Here is a 22,486-nt window from a genome sequence, read left to right as displayed (position 1 = left end):
AATGCAGATTTGCCAATTACTATTTACTAATTACTGATTACCGATTACTGATTACCGACACATTTTCTCCCCCCATAAAGTTTTTTAATTCTTGGGTTACATTCTGTTGCAGATCCACCTTAAACTCGGTTTTGATTTGTTCTGGGGAAGAGGGGTTGCCATTAGGAATAGAAAGATAAACCGGGCAGGATCCAGGGTGGGAGGCCAAGAATTGTTTCAACTTAATCAACAGGTCGCGATCCGCCGCTCGCGGCAGTTTGATTTGGACCTTTGGACATTTTTGTTTCGCCACAAACACAGAATCTGGATCTATTTTTTGCTCTCTGACTTTTTGTTGAAATTCTGTCAATATCTCCTTAGTAACGTGAGAGGCGCTGTCGGCGAGAAGTTTTAGTTCACCGTCTTTATCCGAGAGTTTACCCGAGAGAAGGACAATTTTATTTTCCTGCCAAAGAGTGGGGTTTTGCGCTAGAAGGCGGGGGAAAACGAGAATTTCTATTTTGTCAGATAAATCCTCTAAAGTCACAAAAAGCATAGGATCGCCCTTGCGAGTGATAATTTTTTTGATTTTTGTGATAATACCTCCCAAAGTCACAAGATCATTCTTCTGGAGAGGATTCAAAGCGTGAATGGGTGTCGTTTTATAAGCGAGGTATTCGCGATAATCATCAAGGGGATGATGGGAGATGTAGAGACCCAAGAGATCTTTTTCCCATGTTAGCTTTTCTTCCTTGGAAGCAGTAGCGACTTCTCCTAGGCGCAATCTGGAGAAATTCGCTTGGGTGGTAGAAAGATTTCCAAACAAGTCGCGTTGTCCAATGGCGTTGACGCGGCGATACTCGCGGGCATAATGCAGAATCTTGTCAGTATTGGCAAGTATTTGGTTGCGTTCGCCGAATTTGTCCAGCGCCCCGCATTTTGAAAGACTTTCTAACGATTTTTTATTTAAATCCTTATCCTGCACTCTCTTAATAAAATCATCAAGATTTTGATAAGGGCCGTTTTGTTTTCTTTCCTTGATTATTTCGGCGACGATGTTAGCCCCCACATTTTTAATAGCGGAAAGTCCGAAACGGATCACTTCTTTTTTGTCTTTTTGTTGGACGACGGTAAAATTAGCGAAGCTCTCATTAATGTCCGGCGGCAGGACCTTAATTCCTAAGCTTGAACATTCATCAACTTCGATAGCGATCCGATCAGTATTACTCTGATCCGAGGTTAATAGAGCGGCTATAAACTCGGCAGGATAATGAGTCTTTAAATAAGCGGTTTGATAACCGATGAGGGCATAACAAGCTGCGTGCGCGCGGTTAAAACCATAACCTGCGAAAGGCTCAATAAATGAAAAGATTTTTTCCGCGAGGTCTTGTGAGAGTCCATTTTGCTTGCAGCCTTGAACAAATTTTTCTTTTTGTTCGGCGAGCAGCTTTGGGATTTTTTTACCTACCGCTTTGCGCAAGATGTCGGCTTCTCCCAAGGAAAAACCAGCGAGATCTCGGGCGATTTGCAAAACTTGTTCTTGATAGACGGCCACGCCATAGGTTTTTTCCAGAATCGGTTTGAGTTTAGGATGCAGATAAGTAATTTTTTTCTTTCCTTTTTTTCCCGCGATATAATCGGGAATCCATTCCATGGGACCAGGACGATAGAGAGAAACCATTGCTATTATATCTTCAAACGTCGTGGGTTGGAGCTCTTTCAAATATCGTTTCATTCCTGAAGACTCTAATTGAAAGACGCCAGTGGTTTTACCTTGGGCAAGCAGCTTAAAGGTTCGGAGATCATCCATCGGGATTTTTTTAAGTTCAACATTTTCGTTGCGGATTTTTTCAATGATTTTCAGGGTGTTTTCCAGAATAGTCAGATTTTTCAAGCCCAGAAAATCCATCTTTAGAAGACCCGTGGATTCAATCGCGTGCATCTCATATTGGCTCACAATAGTCTGATCAGAAGCGGAGGCATACTGGCGAGGGGCGACCTCATCAATGGGATCTTTAGTAATTAAGATGCCGCAGGCATGCGTAGAAGCGTGCCTCGCTACTCCCTCTAATTTTTTTGCGGTATCAATTAATTTCTTCACTTTTTCGTCTTGCTTGTAAGCGGTTTTTAATTCTGGGACGGTGGAGAGAGCTCGTTCTAGCGAAAAGAACATTGGGATCATTTTAGCGATTTGATCGCAAAAACTGTAAGGATAGCTAAAAACCCTTCCCACATCGCGTATCGCTGCTCGCGCCGCCATTGTTCCGAAAGTGATAATTTGGGCTACATGGTCCTGGCCGTATTTTTGGCGCACATAATCGATTACTTCATCGCGTCTGGTATCCGCGAAGTCCAAATCAATATCCGGCATAGAGATTCTTTCTGGATTTAAGAAGCGTTCAAACAATAGTTCATGGGCGATCGGATCAATATCGGTAATGTTCAGAAGATAAGAAACCAGGGAGCCGGCGGCCGAACCCCGTCCAGGACCAACAATAATATTATGGTTCTTGGCCCAATTCACGAAATCTTGGACAATTAAGAAATAAGTGGCAAAGCCGGTTTTTTCAATGACGGAGAATTCGTAGTTTAAACGTTCTATAATTGTGCGTGGCGCCTTTTGATAATTCGTTTGGTAGCGTTTTTGCAAACCAGACAGGCAAAGTTTTCTAAGATAAGAAATTGGATTAGTGCCGGATGGGACTTGATAATGGGGGAGTTTGGTTTGACCTAAGGCGATATTGAGATTGCACATCTTCGCTACTTTAGCTGTATTTTCTAGAGCCTCAGGAATGTCGCGAAAATATTCCTCCATTAATTTAGGAGGAGTGAAAGAAAAGTCGTCGCCGATCATGGAAAGAGGACGATTTTGGTCAAGAAGGGTTTTTTTACTTTGCAGACAGAGGAGAATTTCCTGAGCCTCGGCATCAGTTTTTTCCAAATAATGAATATCGTTTGTGGCAACCAGAGGGATGTTATGCTTTTTGGAAATTTTAACGAGCTCTGCGTTGACTTTGGCTTGTTCGGGAATGTTGGGGTGATGTTGGAGTTCAAGATAGAAGTTGCCTGCGCCAAAGGTGTTTTGATAAAAAAGAGCACTCTCTTCAGCCTTCTTGAAGTCACCATTCATAATCGCGTTAGGGATTTCCCCTTTTAAACAGGCGGAAAGAGCGATGAGACCTCCCTTGTGTTTTTTTAAGAGTTCGCGGTCAATCCGCGGCTTGTAATAGAAGCCTTCAAGATGCGCGTGGGTGGTAAGTTTAATTAAATTTTGATAGCCTTGTTGGTTTTTAGCGATTAAAACTAAATGATACTGCTTATTATCAATATTGGGCCGCTTGTCCGTCATCCCATTATTAGCAAGATAAGCCTCAACGCCAATTAAAGGTTTTAGGCCTACACTTAGCGCTTTCTCGTAAAACTCAATCACGCCATACATTACGCCATGGTCGGTTAAGGCAAGGGCTTTCATTCCGTTTTTTGAAGCCATCTGCACGAGATCATCAATTTTAATTAAACCATCCAAAAGGCTATAGTGGGAGTGGGTATGAAGGTGGGTGAACATAAAACTGCGTGTTATTTTATTTACCCCGTTAGATGTTTACTTATCTAACGGGGTCAGCGAAAACCGTTAGCTCCATTTGAAATAAATTTCTAACAGGGTCTAATGGGGTTTATTGATGTTAATATCCATATCTATATCTATCTTGTGGCGCGTTTTAAAATACCAGATGCTTCCGAAGGTCAAGGCGATAATACCACCAGCAAGAAAGATTAAAATGATCAGCCAAGAGAAAATAAAATCATTAATCGCGAGCACTGTTTTCACTATCTTATGACCAATTTTGGTTTTATCGAGGAAAAGGGTGGCAAGAAGAAAAAGAGGTAAGCCTATGCCGATCCATTTTAATAATTTTTTGGTCTTCAAAATCCTTTTCTGAAAATAGAAAACAATTTTTTCGAAAAGTTTGAAACGAGGATTAGAATGTTCTTTGATGTCTAGAAGAGCTTGGTAGTAAACAGCGAGAATTTCTTCCGTAGTTTTTGGCGTGAGAGAAAAACCGATTTCTCTTCTGATTTTTTGCGCGAACCGATGGGCTTTTTTGACACGGTCAAAATCAGAAAATAATTTTTGGGCTAAGAGTAACCTTTCCTCGCCATTTTTGCCAGGATAGTTTAAATCTCGAATTACGGCGATTAAAATTTTATCCGCCTCTAGCACGGCTATTTGAAGTCCTGCCTGCGTGTTTTCCCGCAGATAATCAGAAACTGCATCCCAGTTGTAAACTTTTTGAGACATTGAGATTTTATGACGCAGTCTTTGCGCCATTCCTAAGATTTATTATACTAAATATAGCCATTTGCGACAAATCGCTTTTTATGTTAAATTAAAAGACAGGAATGATGCGTTTTGGTCTTGATAATCCAATGCGCTTTTCCGCAAAATAAGAAACAAAAATATGAAAGATTTTAACGTGAGTTTTGCTTTGTGGTACATTAAACATCGTCGTTTAATTGATTGGATGGCAATTGTGATTTTAATTGCCGTGAATGCCGTCATCGGTATTTATATTTTTGCTTCGGTAGTGCAGTATTTAGGGAACCCCCGGCCGGCGGAACCTGGCATTCTCGTCACTCTCCCCGTGAGGAATGTGGCTGCGGAGGATTTGGAGGTTGTTAGATGCGAAGCCTTGCCTTCGGGTAATAAATATAATTTGGTTGCGGTCATTAGAAACCCTAATCCCGCTTTAGGTTTGCAAAATTTGGACTATAAATTTTTTCTTTTTAACGCGCAAGGGGAGATTATTAAAGAGATTGCCGGAGCAAGTTATATTTTACCTGGAGAGACCCAATATATTATTCGTCCAGATATTGAAGTTCAAGATATAAAAGTAGAAAGAGCGACACTGGAACTAAAACCCGTAGGGCGGTGGTTAAACCGTAGTGATCTCTTGTCCCCCTCACTTTCCGTTTTGGAGGATGCAAAGAGCCTTTCTCTAAATCCTCTAGGACAGCTGGAGCTTTTTGCTATCGTGCAAAACCAGGGTTATTATAATTTTAAAGACGTAGAAGTGAAAGTGGTATGTTGGGGGGAGAATGATGCGATTTTGGCTGTAAATTACACCACCTTAAACAATTTTTATTCCAACACCAAGAGAGAATTCAGGATGCGTTGGTTGCAAGATTTTCGGGGGGAGATGCAGCGGATGGATATTTTTATAGAAACTAATATCTATAATCCTGACAATTTTTTGGAACCTCTGCCAGAGGATAGCCCGCAGGGGAGCGGGGAATACAGAGATATCTAAATACTTTAAAGTTTAAAAATCGTGATTTTGGGTTTGGGATTTTAAACCTTCCGCTTTTTACCTTGAATCGCGGAATTCATTTTGCCTATTAGTGAGGAGGGCTTATAGTCAGATCCCTCGCTTCCGCTCGGGACAGGCTCCGTAATCTCATCGAGCTGTTATTCATACAGATTTAGGAGATTGCCTGCCCGCCATCGCTTCGCTTCAGGCGAGGCGGGCGGGCTTTGGTCTCCGCCTAGGGCGGATCTCTCGCTAATAGACGACGCATTTCATAATTCAAGGTTTTTATGAAAATCTTGCAATTTTTCAAATATTTTGATTGGCGGTTATTTATTCCTTTATTTTTATTAATCTCCATAGGAGTGGTGGTAATTTACAGCGCTACATGGGAAGAAGGGGGAGCGAATTTGGCTAAGATTAAGGTCCAAATAATCGCCGCCGGCATCGGTTTTTTTTTGCTTATAGGTTTAAGCCTTATTGACTATCGTTTTTTGAAGAATTATCGTTTCATTGTTTACATTTTAATGCTCCTTCTTTTAATTGCGGTTCTTTTTTGGGGATCAACGATTCGGGGGAGCAGGAGTTGGTTTTCTTTGGGACCGTTTCGATTTCAACCATCAGAAATGGCAAAGATTTTTTTAATTATTACGCTCGCTTCATTTTTTGCTGACCATCAAGAACATATTAGTAGGCTCAAAGTTTTATTAATTTCTGGGTTTTTAACTGCTCTTCCGGTTAGCTTGATCATTCTGGAACATGACTTAGGGGCAGCCGTCATTTTACTTGTGGTGTGGGTCGGGATGCTTATTGTGGCGGGACTAAAACTAAAACATATTTTGATCACTTTATCGGTTTTCATTCTGGTTAGTTTAGTTGCTTGGCTTTTTCTGCTTGTTCCTTATCAGAAGTCAAGGATCATAGCTTTTTTTAACCCCCATGCAGATCCGCTGGGAGTAAATTATAATTTAATTCAATCCATGATTGCGGTTGGTTCGGGCGGAATTTGGGGAAAGGGGTTGGGACATGGTTCCCAGAGTCAGCTGAAGTTTCTTCCCGAGCCGCATACTGATTTTATTTTTGCGGTTACAGCCGAGGAATTTGGTTTTTTTGGGGGTTTCGTTGTTTTAGTTCTCTTCGCGCTTTTGATCTTAAGAATTTTGAAAGTAGGCCGCCTCTCTTTAGATAAATTCGGAGTTTTTCTGGCTTCGGGGGTAGCTATTTTGATTTTGAGCCAGGTGATGATTAATATTGGGATGAATATTGGCTTAGTCCCTGTGGCAGGCATTGCTTTGCCTTTGATCAGCTATGGCGGTTCAGCGTTGATTAGTTTTTTGATTAGTTTGGGGCTTATAGAGAGTATCTATATGAATTATCGCAAGGTTGCGTTTGGAAGGGAGAAATAAGTATGTAACTTGTAACTTATAACGTGTAACCCAAGATTTCAAGACTTAGCATCTGTATTTCCCTCCTTGAGTTACAAGCTATAGGTTTTAAGTTATAAGATTTTATTGACTACCTATTATTTTACGCTATAATAAATTTCAGGAGGGAATACTTTATGTCACAAACTGATCGTGAGTTAATCCAAAGAATGGGAGTGAAACCGCGTTGCCCCATTTGTCAGGCGGTCTACCGTGGGGAGGATTTAAGATTGGTTCGGGAAGCAAATGGGCGTTATCTTTTTTATATCCTTTGTCCTTCTTGCTTTTCTTCAATTATTAATATCATTTTAAATAATCCTTTGGGTACAAGTTCCCTTTATATGGTCACTGATTTTACGGGAGATGATTTGGAAAGGTTTGTGGACAGTTTAATGGTGAATTGTGATGAGGTCATTGAAACCTATGAGAAGATGAAGACTAGAAATGCTTCTTTAACCCGCTAGGAACCCGCCTGTCTAAGCTGCCGCTAGGCTAGCGGGCAGGTTTGTCTACCGCAAATGCAGATTTTAAAGGGATTTTATTTTCCCTCGCTAAAATACGCAACTTGAGTTACAGAGGAATTTCGTCTTATTATTAAATTGAGCTTATATTCCCTTTAAAAGGCAGACTTTTAAAGGGATATTTGAGAAAGTTCATCCTGTTAGAAATAAATTTCTAACAGGGTTTACAAATATGGCTGATTTAGTTTTACAAGTTAAATTAAGAGATCTTCAAAATAAACCCAAAAAGTTGCGGCGAGAAGCAATGGTGCCGGCGGTGCTCTACGGGCATAAGGTGAAAAATGTTTTTTTGATTGCTGATCGTAAGGAATTTCAAAAGGTTTTTCAAGAAGCAGGGGAAAGCTCTTTGATCGATCTTACCATTGAAAAAGAAAAAAAACCGCGCAAGGTTTTAGTTAAAGAGGTGCAACGCGACCCAGTATCTGGGGAGTATTTGCATATAGATTTTTACGAGGTCAAGATGACCGAGAAGATTACCGCGGAAGCGCCCTTGGAATTTAAGGGGGTATCGCGGGCGGTAAAGGATCTGGATGGCGTTTTGGTGAAAAGTTTAGATGAGATTGAGGTCTCCTGTTTGCCTCAAGACTTGCCTCACTCTATTCTTGTTTCTATATCTTCTTTAAAGACATTTGACGACGTTATTCATGTCAAAGATTTGGATATTCCAAAAAATGTGGAAGTGTTGGCTCACCCTGAAGATGTGGTCGTTTCCGTGATGCCGCCACGTTCGGAAAAAGAATTAGAAGAATTAGAAGAAAAAGTAGAGGAAAAAGTGGAAGAGGTTGAGGGCGTTAAAAAAGAGGGAGAGGAAGGGGCTGAAAGCGAAGCAGGAGGCGAACCTGGAGCCCCAGAAGAAGCAGGAGAAAAGCAAGAGGATGCAAAATAAAAATACAAATTTCAGGATGTTATTCGCGAATAACATCCTTTAGTTCAAGAAGATTATGTCTTGCAAAACTAAAAAGCGCGTTGATCCTTTAATGCATTCAAGGGAATTTACCTCATTAGAAATAAAGGGTAACAATAGGCACCAGGCTGTAAGTTCTAAAATTTCTATCGGGTTTACCCCATTAAATAATTTTGCTTTTGGTAAAATTGCCGTGAAGCGGCATTTAACGGGGTTTACTCTGATTGAACTTTTGGTTGTGATTGCGATCATCGGTCTTCTGGCAACAATCGTGACTGTGTCCGTGAACAATGCCCGAAAAAAAGCGCGAGACGCCCAAAGATTAGCGTCAATGAAACAATTGATAACTGCCTTAGCACTGTATTATGATCAATATGGGTTATATCCTAGTTCAGACTATCAGGGTTGTGGTGGTTGGGATACTCCCGGAGATGGTGATTTTATTTCTTCTTTAAGAACGGCAGGATTCTTAAGCCAAGACGTAAAAGATCCGATCAATAATTATGATTGTGGAAATTATCGCTATTACCGTTATCCTGCTGGGAGTTATAGTTGCGATGCTTCCCGAGGAGCCTTTTATGTTTTAGGAGTAGTAGATATTGAGACAAGCGGTAATCCTCATCCGAATAGCCCCGGTTGGAGTTGTTCTGGGCGTAATTGGCAAAGTGAGTTTGATTGGGTAACCGGAGGATTTGAAAAATAGTGTTTTTAACATTATATGCATATCAAAATTTTTTTTCGTCAATTTTTTACTCTGTTAAAAGAAAGCCGCAAGCATCAAATTATTTTTGGCGCGGCTGTTTTTTTATTGGTAGTGGCTGTTTTCTTGAGTACTTTTTACATTCGGGGATTTGCGCCCAAGGCGCGAGGAGGAGAAGGAGAGAGTAAGTTAAGTCAGGAGGACGCGCAACAAAATCAAAATTACGTTTTACCCCAAGGGATTCGCCTCATTGACGGAATGCCGGTTGAAGAAGAGGAAGTAAACAGGCTGCCTTTGGGGGTGATGATTGAAAATTTGGTAACGGTCAGACCCCAATCCGGTCTCTCTCAAGCCAATTTAGTTTATGAAGCGCTCGCCGAAGGCGGGATTACTCGCTTTTTAGCCTTTTTTACCGAGGATGGAGATATCCCTGAAATCGGACCAGTGCGGAGCGCGCGGGTTTATTATCTGGATTGGGCAAGCGAGCTCAATGCGGTCTATGCCCATTGCGGGGGAGATCCTTACGCCTTAAAACTCGCGCGGGAATATGGGATTAAGGAATTAGATCAAATGTATAATGGCAGTTTTTTCTGGCGCGCCTCTGACGCTCTCGCTCCTCATAATCTTTTTACTAAGATAGAATCTTTGCGGGAAGCTGTGCAATCCAAAGGTTGGGAGGACAAGGGCAGTTTTCAACCTTGGCTCTTTAAAAAAGAGAAAGAGCTTGGTGGCCGGGGAGCGGAGGTTCGGGACATTGTGATTCCTTTTTCTACTTCCAGCTATCAAGTGGTTTGGAAGTATGACCGCGAAAACAATCAATATTTGCGTTACAATGGCGGCTTCAAACATATAGACAAAAATTCCGGCGCGGAGATTGCGGCGAAAAATGTCGTCGTGCAATATATGGTGGCTAAATTGAAAGATCCTGGTGATATTAAAGGACGGCTCGGTATGCATACGATTGGCGGGGATAAGGCTCTCGTCTTCCGCGATGGCGAAGTAATTCAGGGAATTTGGAAAAAGGGCAGCCGCGAAGAGCGGACGCGGTTTTATGATGAGAAAGGAAAAGAAATAAAATTTAACCCCGGCACAACCTGGGTGGAAGTGGTGCCGCCAGAAAAAAACGTCACTTATTAAATAATGAAAAAAATGAAGGATTGATATGGGTAAACCAATCTTTAAAAGAAGTTCCGAGGCTGTCATTCGGGGTGAAGGTGCAACCTATAAGATAGCCAATTTCATTACTAAAGAGATTACTAATAAGGTAAGTTTAGCCGTGTCTGAATTACACGGAAGCGCCCTTCAAACAATGAACACTGTCAGTGATAGGATTTATTATTTTTTAGAAGGAAACGCCATTTTTGACTTTGAGGATAAAAAAATAAAAGTTGAAAAAGATTCAGTTTTATATGTACCAGCAAATACTCCCTATAAAATGAGTGGAAATTTTAAAGCAATTTTAATCAACTCTCCCGCTTTTAACGTTTCAGATGAAATTCATGAGGAGTAATTCGTAGCCTACCTTGAATTACGAAATATACCGTCATTGCGAGGGATCCGCCCTAGGCGGAGCCCGAAGCAATCTCCTAGATCTGTATAAATATAGCTCGATGAGATTACGGAGCCTGTCCCGAGCGGAAGCGAGGGATCTGACTATAAGCCCTCCTCGCAATGACAAAATAAATAACTTAGGGCACCATTAGTTTATTTTTATAACGACAACTCTATCAAGACCAGCAAGGTCTTTTTTGATTTTTATATCTGTATGGACAAAATATTTTCTGATTATTCTTTCTATTTTATTCACTTGTTCAGGGTTGATTTCCGCAAATATCCTGATTCCTGATTCCTGATTCCTGATTCTTGTTTGGATTTGTTGAAATAATTGCCGATAATATTTTAAACCGTCTTTGCCGCCCCAAAGAGCTGCTTTGGGTTCATATTTTAAGCTCGTGTCGCGGATATCTTCGCGGTATTTTTCTGAAAGATAGGGGAGATTGGCAATAATAATTTTTTTGCTAGGTAGCTGCCAAACGCAAGATGGCAAGGGCGAAATAAGATCGCCTTGCAGGAATTTGATTGTTACCTTGTGTAAGCGGGCGTTTCTTCGGGCGACAGAGAGCGCTTTTGGCGAAAGGTCAGTGGCGTATACAGTAGCTCGCGGTATGCTGTGCGCCAAGGTAATTGCGAGACACCCCGATCCCGTGCCTACATCAATAATAATTGGTTTTGCGCAGGATGCTGTAATTTTTTTGACCTCCTCAATGATTAGTTCTGATTCCGGCCGCGGGATGAGAGTATTTTTGTTAACATAAAAATCCAGACCGTAAAATTCTTTGTGATGTGTGAGATAAGCCGCGGGTTCACCTTTAACGCGGCGCGAGATTAAGGCTTGGTATTTTTGGCTTTGGCTTAAAATTATGGCGTCCCCTGGGCGCGCAAGCAGGTATTCTCGTTTTTTCCTTAGAACAGAAGATAATAAAATCTCCGCTTCTAAAGGGGCGGAGGGAATCAGTCTCTTTCTAAGTTTTGCGGTAGCTTGGGACAAAATATAGGCAATTTTTATCAAATTGTTCTAGTTAAAGGTTCAAAGTGCAAAGTGAAAAGTTGAATTAAAAATTTAAAGTTAATAATCTTAAAGCTTTTAATTTGAAACTCAACTTTGAATTTTGAACTTTTAACTTTTGCTGTTGTTCTGTCCAAGATTATTCTTAATTGTTTGAATAATATCGTCTATTTCTCCGTTCATAATCCTTTCTATGCCGTGCCAGCTTTTCTTGATCCGGTGATCCGTGATGCGGTCTTGGGGAAAATTATAGGTGCGAATTTTTTCAGCGCGCTTAGCCCCGCCAATTTGAGCGCGCCTTGCCTTGCCTTGCGCTTTTTCTCCTTCTTCTTGTCTTTGAACGAGCAAGCGAGAGCGGAGAACCTGAAGCGCTTTTTCTTTGTTTTTAAGTTGTGATTTTTGGTCTTGGCAGGAAACAACTAATCCGGTGGGAAGATAGGTGATGCGGACAGCAGAATCGGTGGTGTTTACGCTTTGGCCGCCGGGTCCGGAAGAACGGTAAACGTCAACGCGTAAATTTTCCGGTTTGATTTTGATTTCCACTTCCTCGGCTTGAGGCAGAACCGCGACGGAAGCCGTGGAGGTATGGATGCGCCCCGACTTTTCGGTTTCCGGTATGCGTTGGACGCGATGCACTCCGCTTTCGTATTTTAAGTGGCTGAAAACATCGCTGCCGTTCACCTCAAAGATAATCTCTTTAAAGCCGCCAATGCCCGTGCGGCTGGAATTAAGAAGATTTACCTCCCATCCGCGTTGTTCAGTATAACGTGAATACATCCGAAAAAGATCGGCGGCGAAAAGTCCGGCTTCATCGCCGCCAGCGCCAGCGCGGATTTCCATAATTATATCTTTGACGTCATTGGGATTTGGGGGATTTAATTTTTCCTCTAAACTCTGCCTGATCTGCGTCTCTTTACTCTTTAAATTCTGCAATTCTTGCTCCGCTTCCTTTTTGAGTTCGGGATCAACAAGCAAGGTTTCAGTTTCTCTAATTTCTTTCTGAATTTTTTTGTAATTTTCATGCTCCGCAAGTATGGTCTGAAGCCTAGCGCTTCTTTTGTTAAGGGAAGTTCGTTTCGCGGGATCAGAAATAGCAGCAGGCTCGGAGAGCGCGCTCAAAATCATTTCATATTCCTTTTGAATTTTTTTAATTTTTCCTTTCATAAAGATAAAATTGTAGGGATTGACCCATGTGTCAACCCGCAATCTCCTGTTAACCCGAAACCGGGCGGACACACTGGTCCGCCCCTGCTATTTACAGCTCAATTTAGTCAACCCCGTTAGAAAATTTTTTCTAACGGGGCGGGGCATGTTTCTAACGGGGTCAAAACAAATATTTATTTTTTACTTTTTTTGCCCCTTTTTACCTTTTTTGTTTTTTTCATTTTTTTGATATTTTTCGTTTTAGCCATGATTTTTTCAAAACGTTCCACTCTTCCCGCTTCGTCCACGAGTTTCTTTTTCCCTGTGTAAAATGGATGGCACGCCGAACAGATCTCCACGTGAATTTCTGGAATCACGGAGCCGGTTTCAAAAGTGTTGCCGCAGGAACAAGTCACAATTGATTTGCCGTATTGAGGGTGAATTTTTTCTTTCATAGAAGTTAATTACTATGAGATTAATATAATATAAAAGATGAATTTAGGCAAGATTTATCGGCTTTTATAACCTCTCCAAGGTTTTCAAAGCGGTTTTTTGCCCCGAGAGAACGAGGTTCTCTAACTGGGTTTGCTCCCCTTGATTAAATTTTTTTATATGCTATAATTCGCTAGTAGAGGGATAAATAAAAGTTTACTTTCATTTAGACCGAACAAGAATTTCAAGCTCTGCTTATAATTGGCTCTAGAAGGCGGGAATGAGAATGGAATTTTCATTTCGGCTTTATTTGGCATTAGTCCTGAAATTTGTTGAAGGATTAATTTATACTTTTGAAAATTATTTATGGAGAATGAAAATTTAATTGTTAAAATGCTGGAAGCGGGATTGCATTTTGGCCATCAAAAGTCTAAAAGGCATCCTAAAATGGAGCCTTATATTTTTACCGTGCGGAATGGGATTTCTATTATTGATTTGCAGAAGACGCAAGAAAAGTTGGGAGAGGTTTTACATTTTGTTCAGGAAATAGTCTCTCGCGGGGGTCAAATTTTATTTTTAGGCAGTAAAAAACAAGCCCAAGAGATTATCCGGGAAACAGCCCTTAAAACGCAGATGCCGTATGTGGTAAAAAGATGGTTGGGAGGCACTTTTACCAATTTTGATGTTATCCATCAAAAGGTAGAGAGGCTCAAAAAGCTGGAAGAAGGAGAAAAAGGAGGGGAATGGGAAAAATATACAAAAAAAGAACGTTTAGCCCTTGCCCGAGAAAAAGAGAAACTCACGGAAATGGTGGGGGGGCTCGCGACCCTGAAAGGGTTTCCTCAAGCGATTTTCATTATTGATGTGGTGAGGGAAAAGAACGCGGTGCTTGAAGCGCGGAGAAAGAAAGTGCCTATTATCGCCTTAGTAGATACTAACGGCAACCCCGAACTTATTGATTATCCCATTCCTGGCAATGATGACGCTATTCGGGGAATTGAAGTTATCTGTGCAAAGGTAGGCGAGGCTATTATCGAGGTTCAAAAAAATTTAAAAACCATAAAACCTTCTTAAATAAATTAAAAAATGAAAATAGCAATCATTTCTATTCAAAAATTAAGGGAAATGACGGGTGCGGGAATGATGAATTGCAAAAAAGCGCTTTGCGAGGCGGATGGCGATTTAAAGGAGGCAGAAAAAATATTAAGAAAAAAAGGGCAGAAAATTGCGAGGCAGAAAGAAAATCGGGTCGCGCATGAAGGCGTAATTGGCTGTTATGTCCACAATAATGGCAAGGTAGCTTCTCTCATCAAGGTCTATTGCGAGAGTGATTTTGTGGCGCGAAATAAGGAATTTCAAGAATTAGCTCATCTCTTGGCAATGCAGGTTTTAGCCGCGGGCGCGCTTTATGTTCGTCCGGAAGATATCCCCGCGGAAAAAATCAAAGAAGAAAAGGAAATCATTTTAGGAGAGCTTAAAGGAAAAAAGAAACCGCGGCAGGTCAAAGAGAAGATTGTGGCAGGAAAATTAAAGAAATATCAGGAAGAAATTTGTCTTCTCGCGCAACCATTTTTTCAAAACCCAGAGATGAGCGTTCAAGCATTGGTGCAGGAAAAAATATTGAAGTTAGGCGAGAAGATTGAGGTGGGGGAGTTTATTAAATTTGAAATCTAAATCTTTTCTTCAGAATATGCAGGTGGTAAATGTCAAAATTAAATCTTGGGGGATGACGGAGGAATTCAATCCGCGGGATTTGAATTTAAGAGAAAATGATGCTGTGATTGTGGAAACAGAACAGGGTTTGGAGTTGGGGAGAGTGCTTTATGTGAGGGAGAGCGCAGAGGAAAAATCGGTAACGGCCTTGAAGCCGGTTTTAAGAAAAGCGGTCAATACCGACCTGGAAAAGATTCAATATTATAAAACCAAGAAGGATGAGGCGGTCAAAATTTTTCAAGAGAAAATCAAAGAATATAAACTCACGATGAAACTGATTGATGTCCATTTTGCTTTGGACGGCAGCCGCATTACTTTTGCTTTTACAGCGGAGGGAAGGATTGATTTTCGCAATCTTTTAAAGGACTTGACGCATCATTTTCAGAAATCAATTCGCTTGCAGCAAGTTGGCTCCAGAGATGGCGCGAAAGTGGTAGGCGGTTATGGGATGTGCGGCCGCGAAATTTGTTGCAGCCGTTTCTTGGAGGAATTGAAAAGCGTCACCACGGATATGGCTAGAATGCAAGAAATGACCCATAAGGGCAGTGAAAAAAATTCCGGATTGTGCGGACGCTTAAAGTGTTGTCTTTCTTACGAAGCGGATATGTATGAAGAACTGGCCCGCCAGATGCCGGAAATCAATGAAGTGGTTAACACTCCCCAAGGCAAGGGGATAGTTGTCAGTCGCAGCCTTTTGGCGCAGAAAGTTAAAGTTAAGTTGAGCCAGGACGGGACAGAAATTGAGATCTCTTGCCCATTCACCTTTAGTTAAAGGTGAAGGGCTTGCGCAAGGAAATAACCGCCCTTAAGAGAGGTTTATCTAGAGTGAAAAGGGGGAGGGTGGCGTAAAATTAAAATCCAAATTTCATTCTTTAAGGACCTTCACTTTAAACCATTATACAATAATGATTTACGAGATCATTCCTCAATTCGTAATTGTTTTAGCGCTGGCGGGTATTGTTGTGATTTTAGGTCGGAAGTTGCCCGAGGTCCGAGAGTTAAAAATAGATGCGGTATCAAAGCCGAGAAAAAATAGAAAAACAGTTTTAGCGGTTTTTAAAACGTGTCTGCCTCATATATGGTATTTTATTTTGTCCGTTGCTCGGAAGGGCGGAGGAGCGGCAAAAAAAATTTTGGTTTTATGCAGGAGGGGGCTGAAAGCCTTGGGAGGTAGAATTAAAGGGCTCATCGAGGCGAGAAGAAAAAACAAGCAAAAAATACCATATCAAAACGAAAAAATTCAACAGGAAGAAAAAATATTAATGCGGGCAGGGGATGAGCAAGAAGCACGGAGGTTAAGAAAGCCGAAACCATTTACGTCCCAAGGGTTCAAAGCCAGAGAGGTCAAAGTGGAAATTCCCTCCGCGCTTTTAAAGCGGGAAGAGCAGGAAGAGTTAAGCTTGGAAGAGTTGTTGACCGATGCTCAAAATGCTGTTAAAATAAAACACTTCAAAGCGGCAGAAAAGATTTGTTTTTCCGTCATTCGCAAGAGTCCTAAAAATGCCCAAGTTTACAAAATATTGGGCACTCTTTATTTTGAGCAGGGAAATTTTCGCGATGCCGAATCTTCTTTTCGAGAAGCCTTGAAAAGAGGAGCGGACGAAATTGATGTTTATAGGAAGTTAGGATTCGCTTATACTGAGGAAGGTAAGATGAAGGAGGCGGAAAAAATTTATCGTCGGGCGATTAAAAAGAACCGCTCCAAAGAGTATTTTTACTTAGAATTAGGCAAGATGTATCGCAATCAGAACAATATTGATAAAACAGTAAGAACCTATGAAGAACTGGTGAAAGCATATCCTGGTAATTATAAATATATTGAGCTTTTAGAAAAACAGAGGAAGATTAAGGGTAATCAGTAATCTGTAATTAGTAATTGGTAATTGGAGAATAATGAATTATTTTTTTTATTCATAATTTTCCTCATTCATAATTCCTGATTCATTATTCCCTTTTGCCGAGGTAGCTCAAAGGTAGAGCAGGGCTTTTGTAAAGCCAAGGTTGGGGGTTCGAATCCTCTCCTCGGCTCAAAAATAGTTAAAAGTTCAAAGTGCAAAGTTAAAAGTTACAGTTAAAAATTTAAAATCTCAGGAATTTAACTTTGAACTTTGGATTCAACTTTGAATTTTGAACTCTGGACTTTTAACTTGAAGACGGGGAGATGGCAGAGTGGTCAATTGCTCGAGTCTGTAAAACTCGCGCCTTCGGGCTACGCAGGTTCAAATCCTGCTCTCCCCACAATCATGGAATAAGGAATAGGGAATCGGGAATAATGAATTATTTTTTTTATTCATAATTTTCCCCATTCATAATTCCTGATTCATAATATATGATTCCTTTTTAGCCCATGTAGCTCAGTGGTAGAGCAACTCCATGGTAAGGAGTAGGTCAGCGGTTCAAATCCGCTCGTGGGCTCAAAAATGACTTTTCACTTTTATCTTTTAACTTATTTCTATGCCCCAAAAAACTTTAGTTCGCCTGCAATGCACGGCGTGCAAGAATATCAATTATTTCACCCGCCGCAACAAGAAGGATCCGCAGGCGAAAAAACTGGAATTAAAAAAATACTGCCGCCATTGCCGCAAGCACATCTTGCATAAAGAAGTAAAGAAATAATTTTTAATTTTTATTTCTTAATTTTTATTAAATTTCTAATTTCTTAATTTTTAAACTGCCTAAAAATTGATTCATTGAAAATTTAATAGAAATTAGAAATTGAAAATTAGAAATTTTATTTTCGGGGGTGTAGTTAAGTGGTATAACGACGGTCTCCAAAACCGTAGTCGGGGGTCCGATTCCCTCCACCCCTGCCAAGATTAGAATGAAGTGATAAGCGACCGCGCGGGATGATTCAAGACCTTGACCCCAATGCCCGTGTTTTGAATTTTCTAAGCCCTAATAATTTATTGTTTTTCTACAAAAAATATGTTAAAATTTTAATATAGGTTAAGAGAAAAATCCTTAACTCAAAGGTTAAATATTTATAATTTAATTAAAAACATAAAACATGAAAAAAGGATTAAGTATTTTAGTATCTAGTATAGCGATACTCGGATTAACTTTGATTTTATCCGGAGTTTTAGTCTCTCAAGCAGCGCCATCTGAAAAACAGCAGGGTCCGAAGAGAGAAGCGCCTAAACCCATTCCTGCTACTAATATAGAGGTGGTAAAGAAAGTTTTTTCTGAAGATGTGGGTAAGGGAAAGGGCAAACCTTCTCCTCCTTCTAAAACGGGGAGCGCAGCCACTGGAATTTTAGGCGCGCCGGCAACAGGTAATAAATATGCGGTGATAATCGGAATTTGTGATTATCCAGGCACAAACCTTGACCTCTGCCAGTCCGATGGAGATTCACTGCATATGTATAAAGCTCTTATCGAGCTTTATGGATATAAACCAGAAAATATCAAATTGTTTAAGGACGACGGAGGTACTACTGGTCCTAACCTTGGTAGTGTTGCCTATAGTATTCCAACCCGCGAAAAGATTTATAATGCTATAATGGATATTAAAGGTCATGCTATATCGGGCGATGAAGTGGTATTCTTTTTCAGCGGACATGGAACAAAAGGGACAGCTATGGACGGAGACAGTGAACTCACAGATGAAGGCATTGTTGTTTGGAACACCGAAGCTAATACAGAGAATAACATAACTTACATATGGGACGGGGAACTAAGAAATTGGTTTGATGGTTTTGCTACTACAAGGATTGCTTTTGTTTTTGACTCTTGCCTTGCTGGCGGAATGAACGATGTGGCAAGCGTTGGAAGAGTAGTTTCTATGGCAACCGGAGAAACTCAATCAGCTTATGTCTATTCCACTGCCGGGGAGGATGTGGATGGCAATGGAATCCAAGATGGCGAAGGAGTGTTCACCCGTTATTTTGTCAATGAAGGAATGTTGCAAGGCTTGGCAGATAAATATGACCATGATAAAGACGGAGTACAACCAGAAAGAAAAGATGTGGTTATAGAAGAAGCTTTTGATTATGCTAAAGCTAAAGCAAATGCTTCTTCTTATCTGAAGGTTAGACAAAAGCCCGTAATAAGCGATAATTTTCCTAACGACCTGCTTTTATAGCGGTTATTGATAAGAAATATACTACACAAAACTCCGTTTTGAAACGGGGTTTTGTGTTAAAAAAACTCGTCATTTGGGAATGACGAGTAAATGACGACCTCGTTGGCTTCATAGTAGTGAGGGAGCGGGATGCAGTCCTTTTAGATGAAATGATTTGCATTAAGGCTCCATAGCCCTCGCTAACGCTCAGGACTATGGAGCCAGCAATAAAAGTGGCTTTTTAGAAGCCACTTTTATTTTTTAGAATTTCTTTTTGATCTTTTTATATTCCCTTACTGTTGGTTCAGATCTCCCAATCTGAACCATAAAATTTTAAATAAAAAAAGGATCTTGAATGGTCAGATCCTTAAAGAGAACGGCGGGCTGATTTAATAATCTCTTGATGCGTGTCAAAATTCATTTTTTTAATCAAGTCCGCTGTTGTAATGGGCGGATGACGGCGGTTATCAACGACAACCAGAATAATAATCGTGATTATTCCCAATATAGCCACTCCCAGAATGGCAAGGAGATAGCTTATGTTATCCACGTCCGCTCCGCCGAAAATCAATAGAAAGAAGAATAAAAAAACAGCTAGATACTGGGCAACTTGTTTCATTTTTTGCTCTCCTTATTTTTGAAATAAAATGTACCAAAATAATAGCAAGAATAATAACAAGTTCTTAGAATAAAGCCTTTCTATAATACCATTTTTAATTTTTTTTGTCAAAAAAAAGCGCTCTTGGAAAACTTACTCAACACGCGCATAAAAAATATAAGTTCTCCAAGAGGCATGGTGTCCGCCTTTGTCCTAAAAAGGCGGATAAGCAATTGCTCCTTTTGGCGCTAGACGCTAAGGAGCGAAAGAACGGCATGACAATATTTGACACTAGCGGAAACACGCACTTTTATTATATTTTTGTTTAAGATTTGATTCAAGAAAGTTATCCACAGACGAATAATTTTTAATTTTCAATTTCTAATTTCTATTAAATTCTTTTAATTTTTAATTTTTAAAAACTTTCATCAACAAAAAAGTTTGAAAATTAATACATTGAAAATTTAATGAAAATTGAAAATTAATTAAAACACCCTCTTATTCTTTAGGGGTGTTTTTAATAAATAAAAAAAATTCCCTAGAATTTCACTTTTTATTCCTTCTATAAAAGGCTGCTGTCGCGATTAAGCCCATTGAGGCGGCAATAAGGCTGCCCCACGCGCCAACGCGGGGGAGTTTAGCCGGTAATTTGACTGCTGCCTGCACAACTTTTTTGATTGGAGAGGTAGCTATTTCCATGGCTCCCGCAAGATTCATATCCTGCCAAAACCATTCTGGACCGCCGCCAGCTCCATTTCCGTCTGTACCATTACCATTCGACTCAATATCAATCACGATATCACAGCCATAGTCGCCGGCAATCTTCACTATCTTATCACCGTGTTCTTGAGCCACATAGCCTTCCAACGCTGGTACTGCCAAGTCAATCAGCCATTTATCGGTAAGATCAGTGGTGGGTGTCACCGACGCTGCGATTTCCAAATCACCTTCCCCCTCTTTGGTGGTTTTGGTGAGAAAGGGGCAGAGGTCGCGATAGAAACCGGGCATATTTGGATCTTCCTCAATTTTGGATTCAGGCGGCAGGGGCTTTCTCCTTTGAATTAAACTGTAATTTACTTTTTCGGTTTGACCATTGGCCAGATAAACAATAAAGTTTTTTTCCAGACTCTCCCCGGGAAAGACCAAACCAAAATCAATATGATTCATTGAGACAGCAATAGGCAAGGCTTGCGCCGAGACGCGCGTTGTTTCTTCTTGCAGAACGAAGAAAAATAAAACGAGGGTTATTGCTCCTGTTAAGAAAATAAATAATTTAGTCCTAAAACTTTTTTCTTGGGGAGAAAAGAGGACTCGTTTTAATTTGCGGTCAAACTTAATCATAAAATTATATACACAGAGAGTTTAAGAGGGATTATTTTCCGTACCTTCTGCGGGGTTAGGGGGAGGGGATTCAGAAGAAGAATTTGATTCTGGGTTATTGGTTGGACTGGTTTCCTCTTCTGGCTCTGGATTTTCAGGCGGGGATAGAGATGAATCAGTGTTATTGATGTCTTCTTTATTAGCAGCAGGTGGCGTATTGTCTGTTACAGGGTCTTCTTGCGTTAAATCGGTTTGAGAGTCATCAGAACCGGAGGGAGGAGAAATATCTTCTGTTTCACCAGGATTTTCCGCGCTATCATTATCTTCTTGGTTTTCATTTGATTCTAAGGCAGGGGATATATCTTCCTGTTCTTTTACCTCAAGGGTATCAGTCGCGGGCGTAGAATCGCCAGGGTCGGTTATTATGTTATTCTTGGTCGCGGGCGTGGAATCATCGGCATCGCCCACAGTCGTGTCAGTTATTATCGGCGTGCTGTCGCCAGCGATATTAAGATTACTGGTTTGTAATTTGGGCGGTTCAGGAACAGTTGTTTGGATTGTTGAATGGGGATTTGTGCCCGGGTTGGGTGTAGGTAAATCTCCCCAGTCGTCTGCTGTATCGGTATCCACACCTTTTGTTTTACGGGCGATAGAATGACCTTCGGTAACACCGGGGACGCTCGGGTCAAAAGCGGTTGTATCCGCGCCCCAGCTTACTGCGTCAATCTCATTATCGTGATTATCATAAAGGAAAACCCGATCGCCGTCATTCGCTAGATTATTAAACATTTTTTGTCCGCCGCCCAAAGCGATTTTTATGGCGTTCGTAGGGGTAATATCCCAGTATTTTTCCCAAATTGAAGCATTGGGCGCGAGAACTACAAATTGACTGGGGTCAATAATATAATTTTGATGGATGGTTTCCGTTTGAGTGTTGTCTTTCAAATACCAATTTTTAAGATTAACTTGATATTCGCAAGCATTATAAAGCTCAATCCATTCGGCATCCCCGCCGCCATGCGCATCATCTGGATAGTAATAGACCTCGTTAATTTTCATGCAACTAGGTGTTTTCTCAAGGACGCAAGTCGCCGAACAGCCATCGCCATTAGTGTTGTTGCCGTCATCGCATTCTTCGCCGGGATTGAGATTGCCATCGCCGCAAACATAATTTTGAAACATCGCTGTTACGCCAATCACATGCGCTTCATAAGCAAATGATTTATTTGCCCAGAAAAAAGCTAAAACAAAAACAATAAATATTCCTAGTGTTTGGAGACCAAGAGTCAAATACTTATTTTTGCTACTCATCTTTGGCATAAATAATTTAGTGAAAAAGTGGAGCGATTAATCCGATTTTTGGGATTTTTGCCTCAAGGGAACCCACTGTGCAAAGTCGACCCAAGATGTCGGAGCGGTTAATAGGTTTATCTTCTTTAGTGTTGGCGTCGCCTTTGGTAATAATTTTATCGCCATTTATTTTAATCACCCGATGGATTGCTAAAGCGCCATTTTCATTAGGGAAAACCACAACATCATTCGTTTTGATTTCAGAGGGTTCTACGCCGCAGATTAAGGCGAGATCTCCCTTCTTTAAGACTGGCCACATTGACCCCGATGTAATTGACGCAAAGGGATATTTAGTATTTAGAAGATAGGATAGAATTTTGGGTGTACCGTAGAAGAGTCCAATTAAAATCCCAACATAAAATAGATAACCGATAGCTTTCCGGAAAATTTTTTGCCTCTTACTTAATTCTTCCGCTTGTGTGCATTTTTCTTCCTTACGCTTTTGAAAATATTGCAAAATCTTTTTCATA

General features: G+C 40.7%; 22 protein-coding genes and 4 tRNA genes. 17 read left to right on the top strand and 9 right to left on the bottom strand.

Annotated elements, in window-relative coordinates; genetic code table 11:
- Positions 1 to 37: 37 nt before the first annotated feature.
- Together PHW01_01285 and PHW01_01280 are read right to left on the bottom strand one after the other, a co-directional pair.
- The gene (locus PHW01_01285) at positions 38 to 3,544 is read right to left on the bottom strand and encodes a DNA polymerase III subunit alpha (protein MDD5626634.1); all 3,507 of its coding nucleotides are present in this window, start codon (positions 3,542 to 3,544) and stop codon (positions 38 to 40) included.
- 99 nt (positions 3,545 to 3,643) lie between these two features.
- On the bottom strand, positions 3,644 to 4,279 hold the full coding sequence (locus tag PHW01_01280; protein MDD5626633.1) for a hypothetical protein: 636 nt from the start codon (positions 4,277 to 4,279) through the stop codon (positions 3,644 to 3,646).
- A gap of 160 nt (positions 4,280 to 4,439) precedes the next feature.
- Here PHW01_01280 and PHW01_01275 point away from each other — a divergent pair, with 160 nt between their 5' ends.
- The 7 genes from PHW01_01275 (at position 4,440) to PHW01_01245 (ending at position 10,344) form a co-directional block, all read left to right on the top strand.
- Positions 4,440 to 5,288: a hypothetical protein gene (locus PHW01_01275; GenBank protein ID MDD5626632.1), complete on the top strand. Its 849-nt coding sequence runs from the start codon at positions 4,440 to 4,442 to the stop codon at positions 5,286 to 5,288.
- A gap of 287 nt (positions 5,289 to 5,575) precedes the next feature.
- On the top strand, positions 5,576 to 6,691 hold the full coding sequence (gene rodA, locus PHW01_01270; protein ID MDD5626631.1) for a rod shape-determining protein RodA: 1,116 nt from the start codon (positions 5,576 to 5,578) through the stop codon (positions 6,689 to 6,691).
- A gap of 155 nt (positions 6,692 to 6,846) precedes the next feature.
- Complete coding sequence (locus PHW01_01265; GenBank protein MDD5626630.1) at positions 6,847 to 7,173, top strand: hypothetical protein; 327 nt, start codon at positions 6,847 to 6,849, stop codon at positions 7,171 to 7,173.
- A gap of 229 nt (positions 7,174 to 7,402) precedes the next feature.
- On the top strand, positions 7,403 to 8,116 hold the full coding sequence (locus tag PHW01_01260; protein ID MDD5626629.1) for a 50S ribosomal protein L25: 714 nt from the start codon (positions 7,403 to 7,405) through the stop codon (positions 8,114 to 8,116).
- A gap of 55 nt (positions 8,117 to 8,171) precedes the next feature.
- Positions 8,172 to 8,837 (top strand): type II secretion system protein, encoded by a 666-nt coding sequence (locus PHW01_01255; protein MDD5626628.1) that lies wholly within the window; start codon positions 8,172 to 8,174, stop codon positions 8,835 to 8,837.
- A 15-nt stretch (positions 8,838 to 8,852) separates the two neighbouring features.
- The gene (locus PHW01_01250) at positions 8,853 to 9,971 is read left to right on the top strand and encodes a DUF3048 domain-containing protein (GenBank protein ID MDD5626627.1); all 1,119 of its coding nucleotides are present in this window, start codon (positions 8,853 to 8,855) and stop codon (positions 9,969 to 9,971) included.
- Positions 9,972 to 9,996: 25 nt separating this feature from the next.
- On the top strand, positions 9,997 to 10,344 hold the full coding sequence (locus tag PHW01_01245) for a hypothetical protein (GenBank protein ID MDD5626626.1): 348 nt from the start codon (positions 9,997 to 9,999) through the stop codon (positions 10,342 to 10,344).
- A 189-nt stretch (positions 10,345 to 10,533) separates the two neighbouring features.
- Here the strand turns inward: PHW01_01245 and prmC are convergent, their stop codons facing one another.
- The 3 genes from prmC to rpmE all read right to left on the bottom strand — a co-directional run bounded on the left by prmC (position 10,534) and on the right by rpmE (position 12,998).
- On the bottom strand, positions 10,534 to 11,382 hold the full coding sequence (gene prmC, locus PHW01_01240) for a peptide chain release factor N(5)-glutamine methyltransferase (protein ID MDD5626625.1): 849 nt from the start codon (positions 11,380 to 11,382) through the stop codon (positions 10,534 to 10,536).
- 129 nt (positions 11,383 to 11,511) lie between these two features.
- A complete protein-coding gene (prfA, locus tag PHW01_01235) occupies positions 11,512 to 12,564 on the bottom strand; it encodes a peptide chain release factor 1 (GenBank protein MDD5626624.1) in 1,053 nt (350 codons plus the stop codon).
- A 173-nt stretch (positions 12,565 to 12,737) separates the two neighbouring features.
- Positions 12,738 to 12,998, bottom strand: coding sequence for a 50S ribosomal protein L31 (gene rpmE / locus PHW01_01230; GenBank protein MDD5626623.1), 261 nt, complete (start codon positions 12,996 to 12,998; stop codon positions 12,738 to 12,740).
- Between the two features lie 343 nt (positions 12,999 to 13,341).
- Between rpmE and rpsB the strand changes: the two genes are divergently transcribed.
- The 10 genes from rpsB (at position 13,342) to PHW01_01180 (ending at position 18,769) form a co-directional block, all read left to right on the top strand.
- Positions 13,342 to 14,049 (top strand): 30S ribosomal protein S2, encoded by a 708-nt coding sequence (rpsB, locus tag PHW01_01225; protein ID MDD5626622.1) that lies wholly within the window; start codon positions 13,342 to 13,344, stop codon positions 14,047 to 14,049.
- Positions 14,050 to 14,061: 12 nt separating this feature from the next.
- Positions 14,062 to 14,649, top strand: a complete 588-nt coding sequence (tsf, locus tag PHW01_01220; GenBank protein ID MDD5626621.1) for an elongation factor Ts — start codon at positions 14,062 to 14,064, stop codon at positions 14,647 to 14,649.
- On the top strand, positions 14,639 to 15,460 hold the full coding sequence (gene ricT / locus PHW01_01215; GenBank protein MDD5626620.1) for a regulatory iron-sulfur-containing complex subunit RicT: 822 nt from the start codon (positions 14,639 to 14,641) through the stop codon (positions 15,458 to 15,460). Before tsf ends, ricT begins: the two co-directional genes overlap by 11 nt.
- A 133-nt stretch (positions 15,461 to 15,593) precedes the next feature.
- Positions 15,594 to 16,550 carry a tetratricopeptide repeat protein gene (locus PHW01_01210; GenBank protein ID MDD5626619.1) on the top strand — a complete coding sequence of 319 codons (957 nt, stop codon included), beginning with the start codon at positions 15,594 to 15,596 and terminating at the stop codon, positions 16,548 to 16,550.
- Positions 16,551 to 16,644: 94 nt separating this feature from the next.
- Positions 16,645 to 16,716: transfer RNA gene (locus PHW01_01205), tRNA-Thr, on the top strand.
- Positions 16,717 to 16,843: 127 nt separating this feature from the next.
- Positions 16,844 to 16,926, top strand: a tRNA-Tyr gene (locus tag PHW01_01200).
- A 105-nt stretch (positions 16,927 to 17,031) separates the two neighbouring features.
- Positions 17,032 to 17,103 (top strand) — tRNA-Thr (locus PHW01_01195).
- A 39-nt stretch (positions 17,104 to 17,142) separates the two neighbouring features.
- A complete protein-coding gene (gene rpmG, locus PHW01_01190) occupies positions 17,143 to 17,304 on the top strand; it encodes a 50S ribosomal protein L33 (protein ID MDD5626618.1) in 162 nt (53 codons plus the stop codon).
- Between the two features lie 123 nt (positions 17,305 to 17,427).
- A tRNA-Trp gene (locus PHW01_01185) sits at positions 17,428 to 17,501 on the top strand.
- 194 nt (positions 17,502 to 17,695) lie between these two features.
- Positions 17,696 to 18,769 carry a caspase family protein gene (locus PHW01_01180; GenBank protein MDD5626617.1) on the top strand — a complete coding sequence of 358 codons (1,074 nt, stop codon included), beginning with the start codon at positions 17,696 to 17,698 and terminating at the stop codon, positions 18,767 to 18,769.
- A gap of 346 nt (positions 18,770 to 19,115) precedes the next feature.
- Here PHW01_01180 and PHW01_01175 read toward each other — a convergent pair whose 3' ends face one another.
- From PHW01_01175 to PHW01_01160, 4 genes are all read right to left on the bottom strand, one after another.
- A complete protein-coding gene (locus tag PHW01_01175; protein ID MDD5626616.1) occupies positions 19,116 to 19,367 on the bottom strand; it encodes a hypothetical protein in 252 nt (83 codons plus the stop codon).
- Positions 19,368 to 19,892: 525 nt separating this feature from the next.
- The gene (locus PHW01_01170; GenBank protein ID MDD5626615.1) at positions 19,893 to 20,687 is read right to left on the bottom strand and encodes a hypothetical protein; all 795 of its coding nucleotides are present in this window, start codon (positions 20,685 to 20,687) and stop codon (positions 19,893 to 19,895) included.
- 21 nt (positions 20,688 to 20,708) lie between these two features.
- A complete protein-coding gene (locus tag PHW01_01165) occupies positions 20,709 to 21,986 on the bottom strand; it encodes a lamin tail domain-containing protein (protein MDD5626614.1) in 1,278 nt (425 codons plus the stop codon).
- A 7-nt stretch (positions 21,987 to 21,993) separates the two neighbouring features.
- Positions 21,994 to 22,485 (bottom strand): signal peptidase I, encoded by a 492-nt coding sequence (locus PHW01_01160; GenBank protein MDD5626613.1) that lies wholly within the window; start codon positions 22,483 to 22,485, stop codon positions 21,994 to 21,996.
- Between the last annotated feature and the right edge of the window lies 1 nt (position 22,486).

The sequence above is a fragment of the Patescibacteria group bacterium genome (assembly GCA_028717685.1).
GTDB lineage: Bacteria > Patescibacteriota > JAQUNI01 > JAQUNI01 > JAQUNI01 > JAQUNI01.
The sequence above is the reverse complement of the archived record's forward strand: the minus strand, read 5'-3'. Positions and strand labels throughout refer to the sequence as shown.

Bases quoted from the DNA above. Each gene is read 5' to 3' on its own strand.
- rodA (MDD5626631.1), top strand. From the start codon at position 5,576: ATGAAAATCTTGCAATTTTTCAAATATTTTGATTGGCGGTTATTTATT.
- PHW01_01275 (MDD5626632.1), top strand. From the start codon at position 4,440: ATGAAAGATTTTAACGTGAGTTTTGCTTTGTGGTACATTAAACATCGT.
- PHW01_01160 (MDD5626613.1), bottom strand. From the start codon at position 22,485: ATGAAAAAGATTTTGCAATATTTTCAAAAGCGTAAGGAAGAAAAATGC.
- rpmG (MDD5626618.1), top strand. From the start codon at position 17,143: ATGCCCCAAAAAACTTTAGTTCGCCTGCAATGCACGGCGTGCAAGAAT.
- PHW01_01285 (MDD5626634.1), bottom strand. From the start codon at position 3,544: ATGTTCACCCACCTTCATACCCACTCCCACTATAGCCTTTTGGATGGT.
- PHW01_01165 (MDD5626614.1), bottom strand. From the start codon at position 21,986: ATGCCAAAGATGAGTAGCAAAAATAAGTATTTGACTCTTGGTCTCCAA.
- PHW01_01255 (MDD5626628.1), top strand. From the start codon at position 8,172: ATGTCTTGCAAAACTAAAAAGCGCGTTGATCCTTTAATGCATTCAAGG.
- PHW01_01180 (MDD5626617.1), top strand. From the start codon at position 17,696: ATGAAAAAAGGATTAAGTATTTTAGTATCTAGTATAGCGATACTCGGA.
- PHW01_01210 (MDD5626619.1), top strand. From the start codon at position 15,594: ATGATTTACGAGATCATTCCTCAATTCGTAATTGTTTTAGCGCTGGCG.
- PHW01_01265 (MDD5626630.1), top strand. From the start codon at position 6,847: ATGTCACAAACTGATCGTGAGTTAATCCAAAGAATGGGAGTGAAACCG.
- PHW01_01250 (MDD5626627.1), top strand. From the start codon at position 8,853: ATGCATATCAAAATTTTTTTTCGTCAATTTTTTACTCTGTTAAAAGAA.
- prfA (MDD5626624.1), bottom strand. From the start codon at position 12,564: ATGAAAGGAAAAATTAAAAAAATTCAAAAGGAATATGAAATGATTTTG.
- rpsB (MDD5626622.1), top strand. From the start codon at position 13,342: ATGGAGAATGAAAATTTAATTGTTAAAATGCTGGAAGCGGGATTGCAT.
- rpmE (MDD5626623.1), bottom strand. From the start codon at position 12,998: ATGAAAGAAAAAATTCACCCTCAATACGGCAAATCAATTGTGACTTGT.
- PHW01_01170 (MDD5626615.1), bottom strand. From the start codon at position 20,687: ATGATTAAGTTTGACCGCAAATTAAAACGAGTCCTCTTTTCTCCCCAA.
- PHW01_01245 (MDD5626626.1), top strand. From the start codon at position 9,997: ATGGGTAAACCAATCTTTAAAAGAAGTTCCGAGGCTGTCATTCGGGGT.
- PHW01_01280 (MDD5626633.1), bottom strand. From the start codon at position 4,279: ATGTCTCAAAAAGTTTACAACTGGGATGCAGTTTCTGATTATCTGCGG.
- PHW01_01175 (MDD5626616.1), bottom strand. From the start codon at position 19,367: ATGAAACAAGTTGCCCAGTATCTAGCTGTTTTTTTATTCTTCTTTCTA.
- PHW01_01260 (MDD5626629.1), top strand. From the start codon at position 7,403: ATGGCTGATTTAGTTTTACAAGTTAAATTAAGAGATCTTCAAAATAAA.
- tsf (MDD5626621.1), top strand. From the start codon at position 14,062: ATGAAAATAGCAATCATTTCTATTCAAAAATTAAGGGAAATGACGGGT.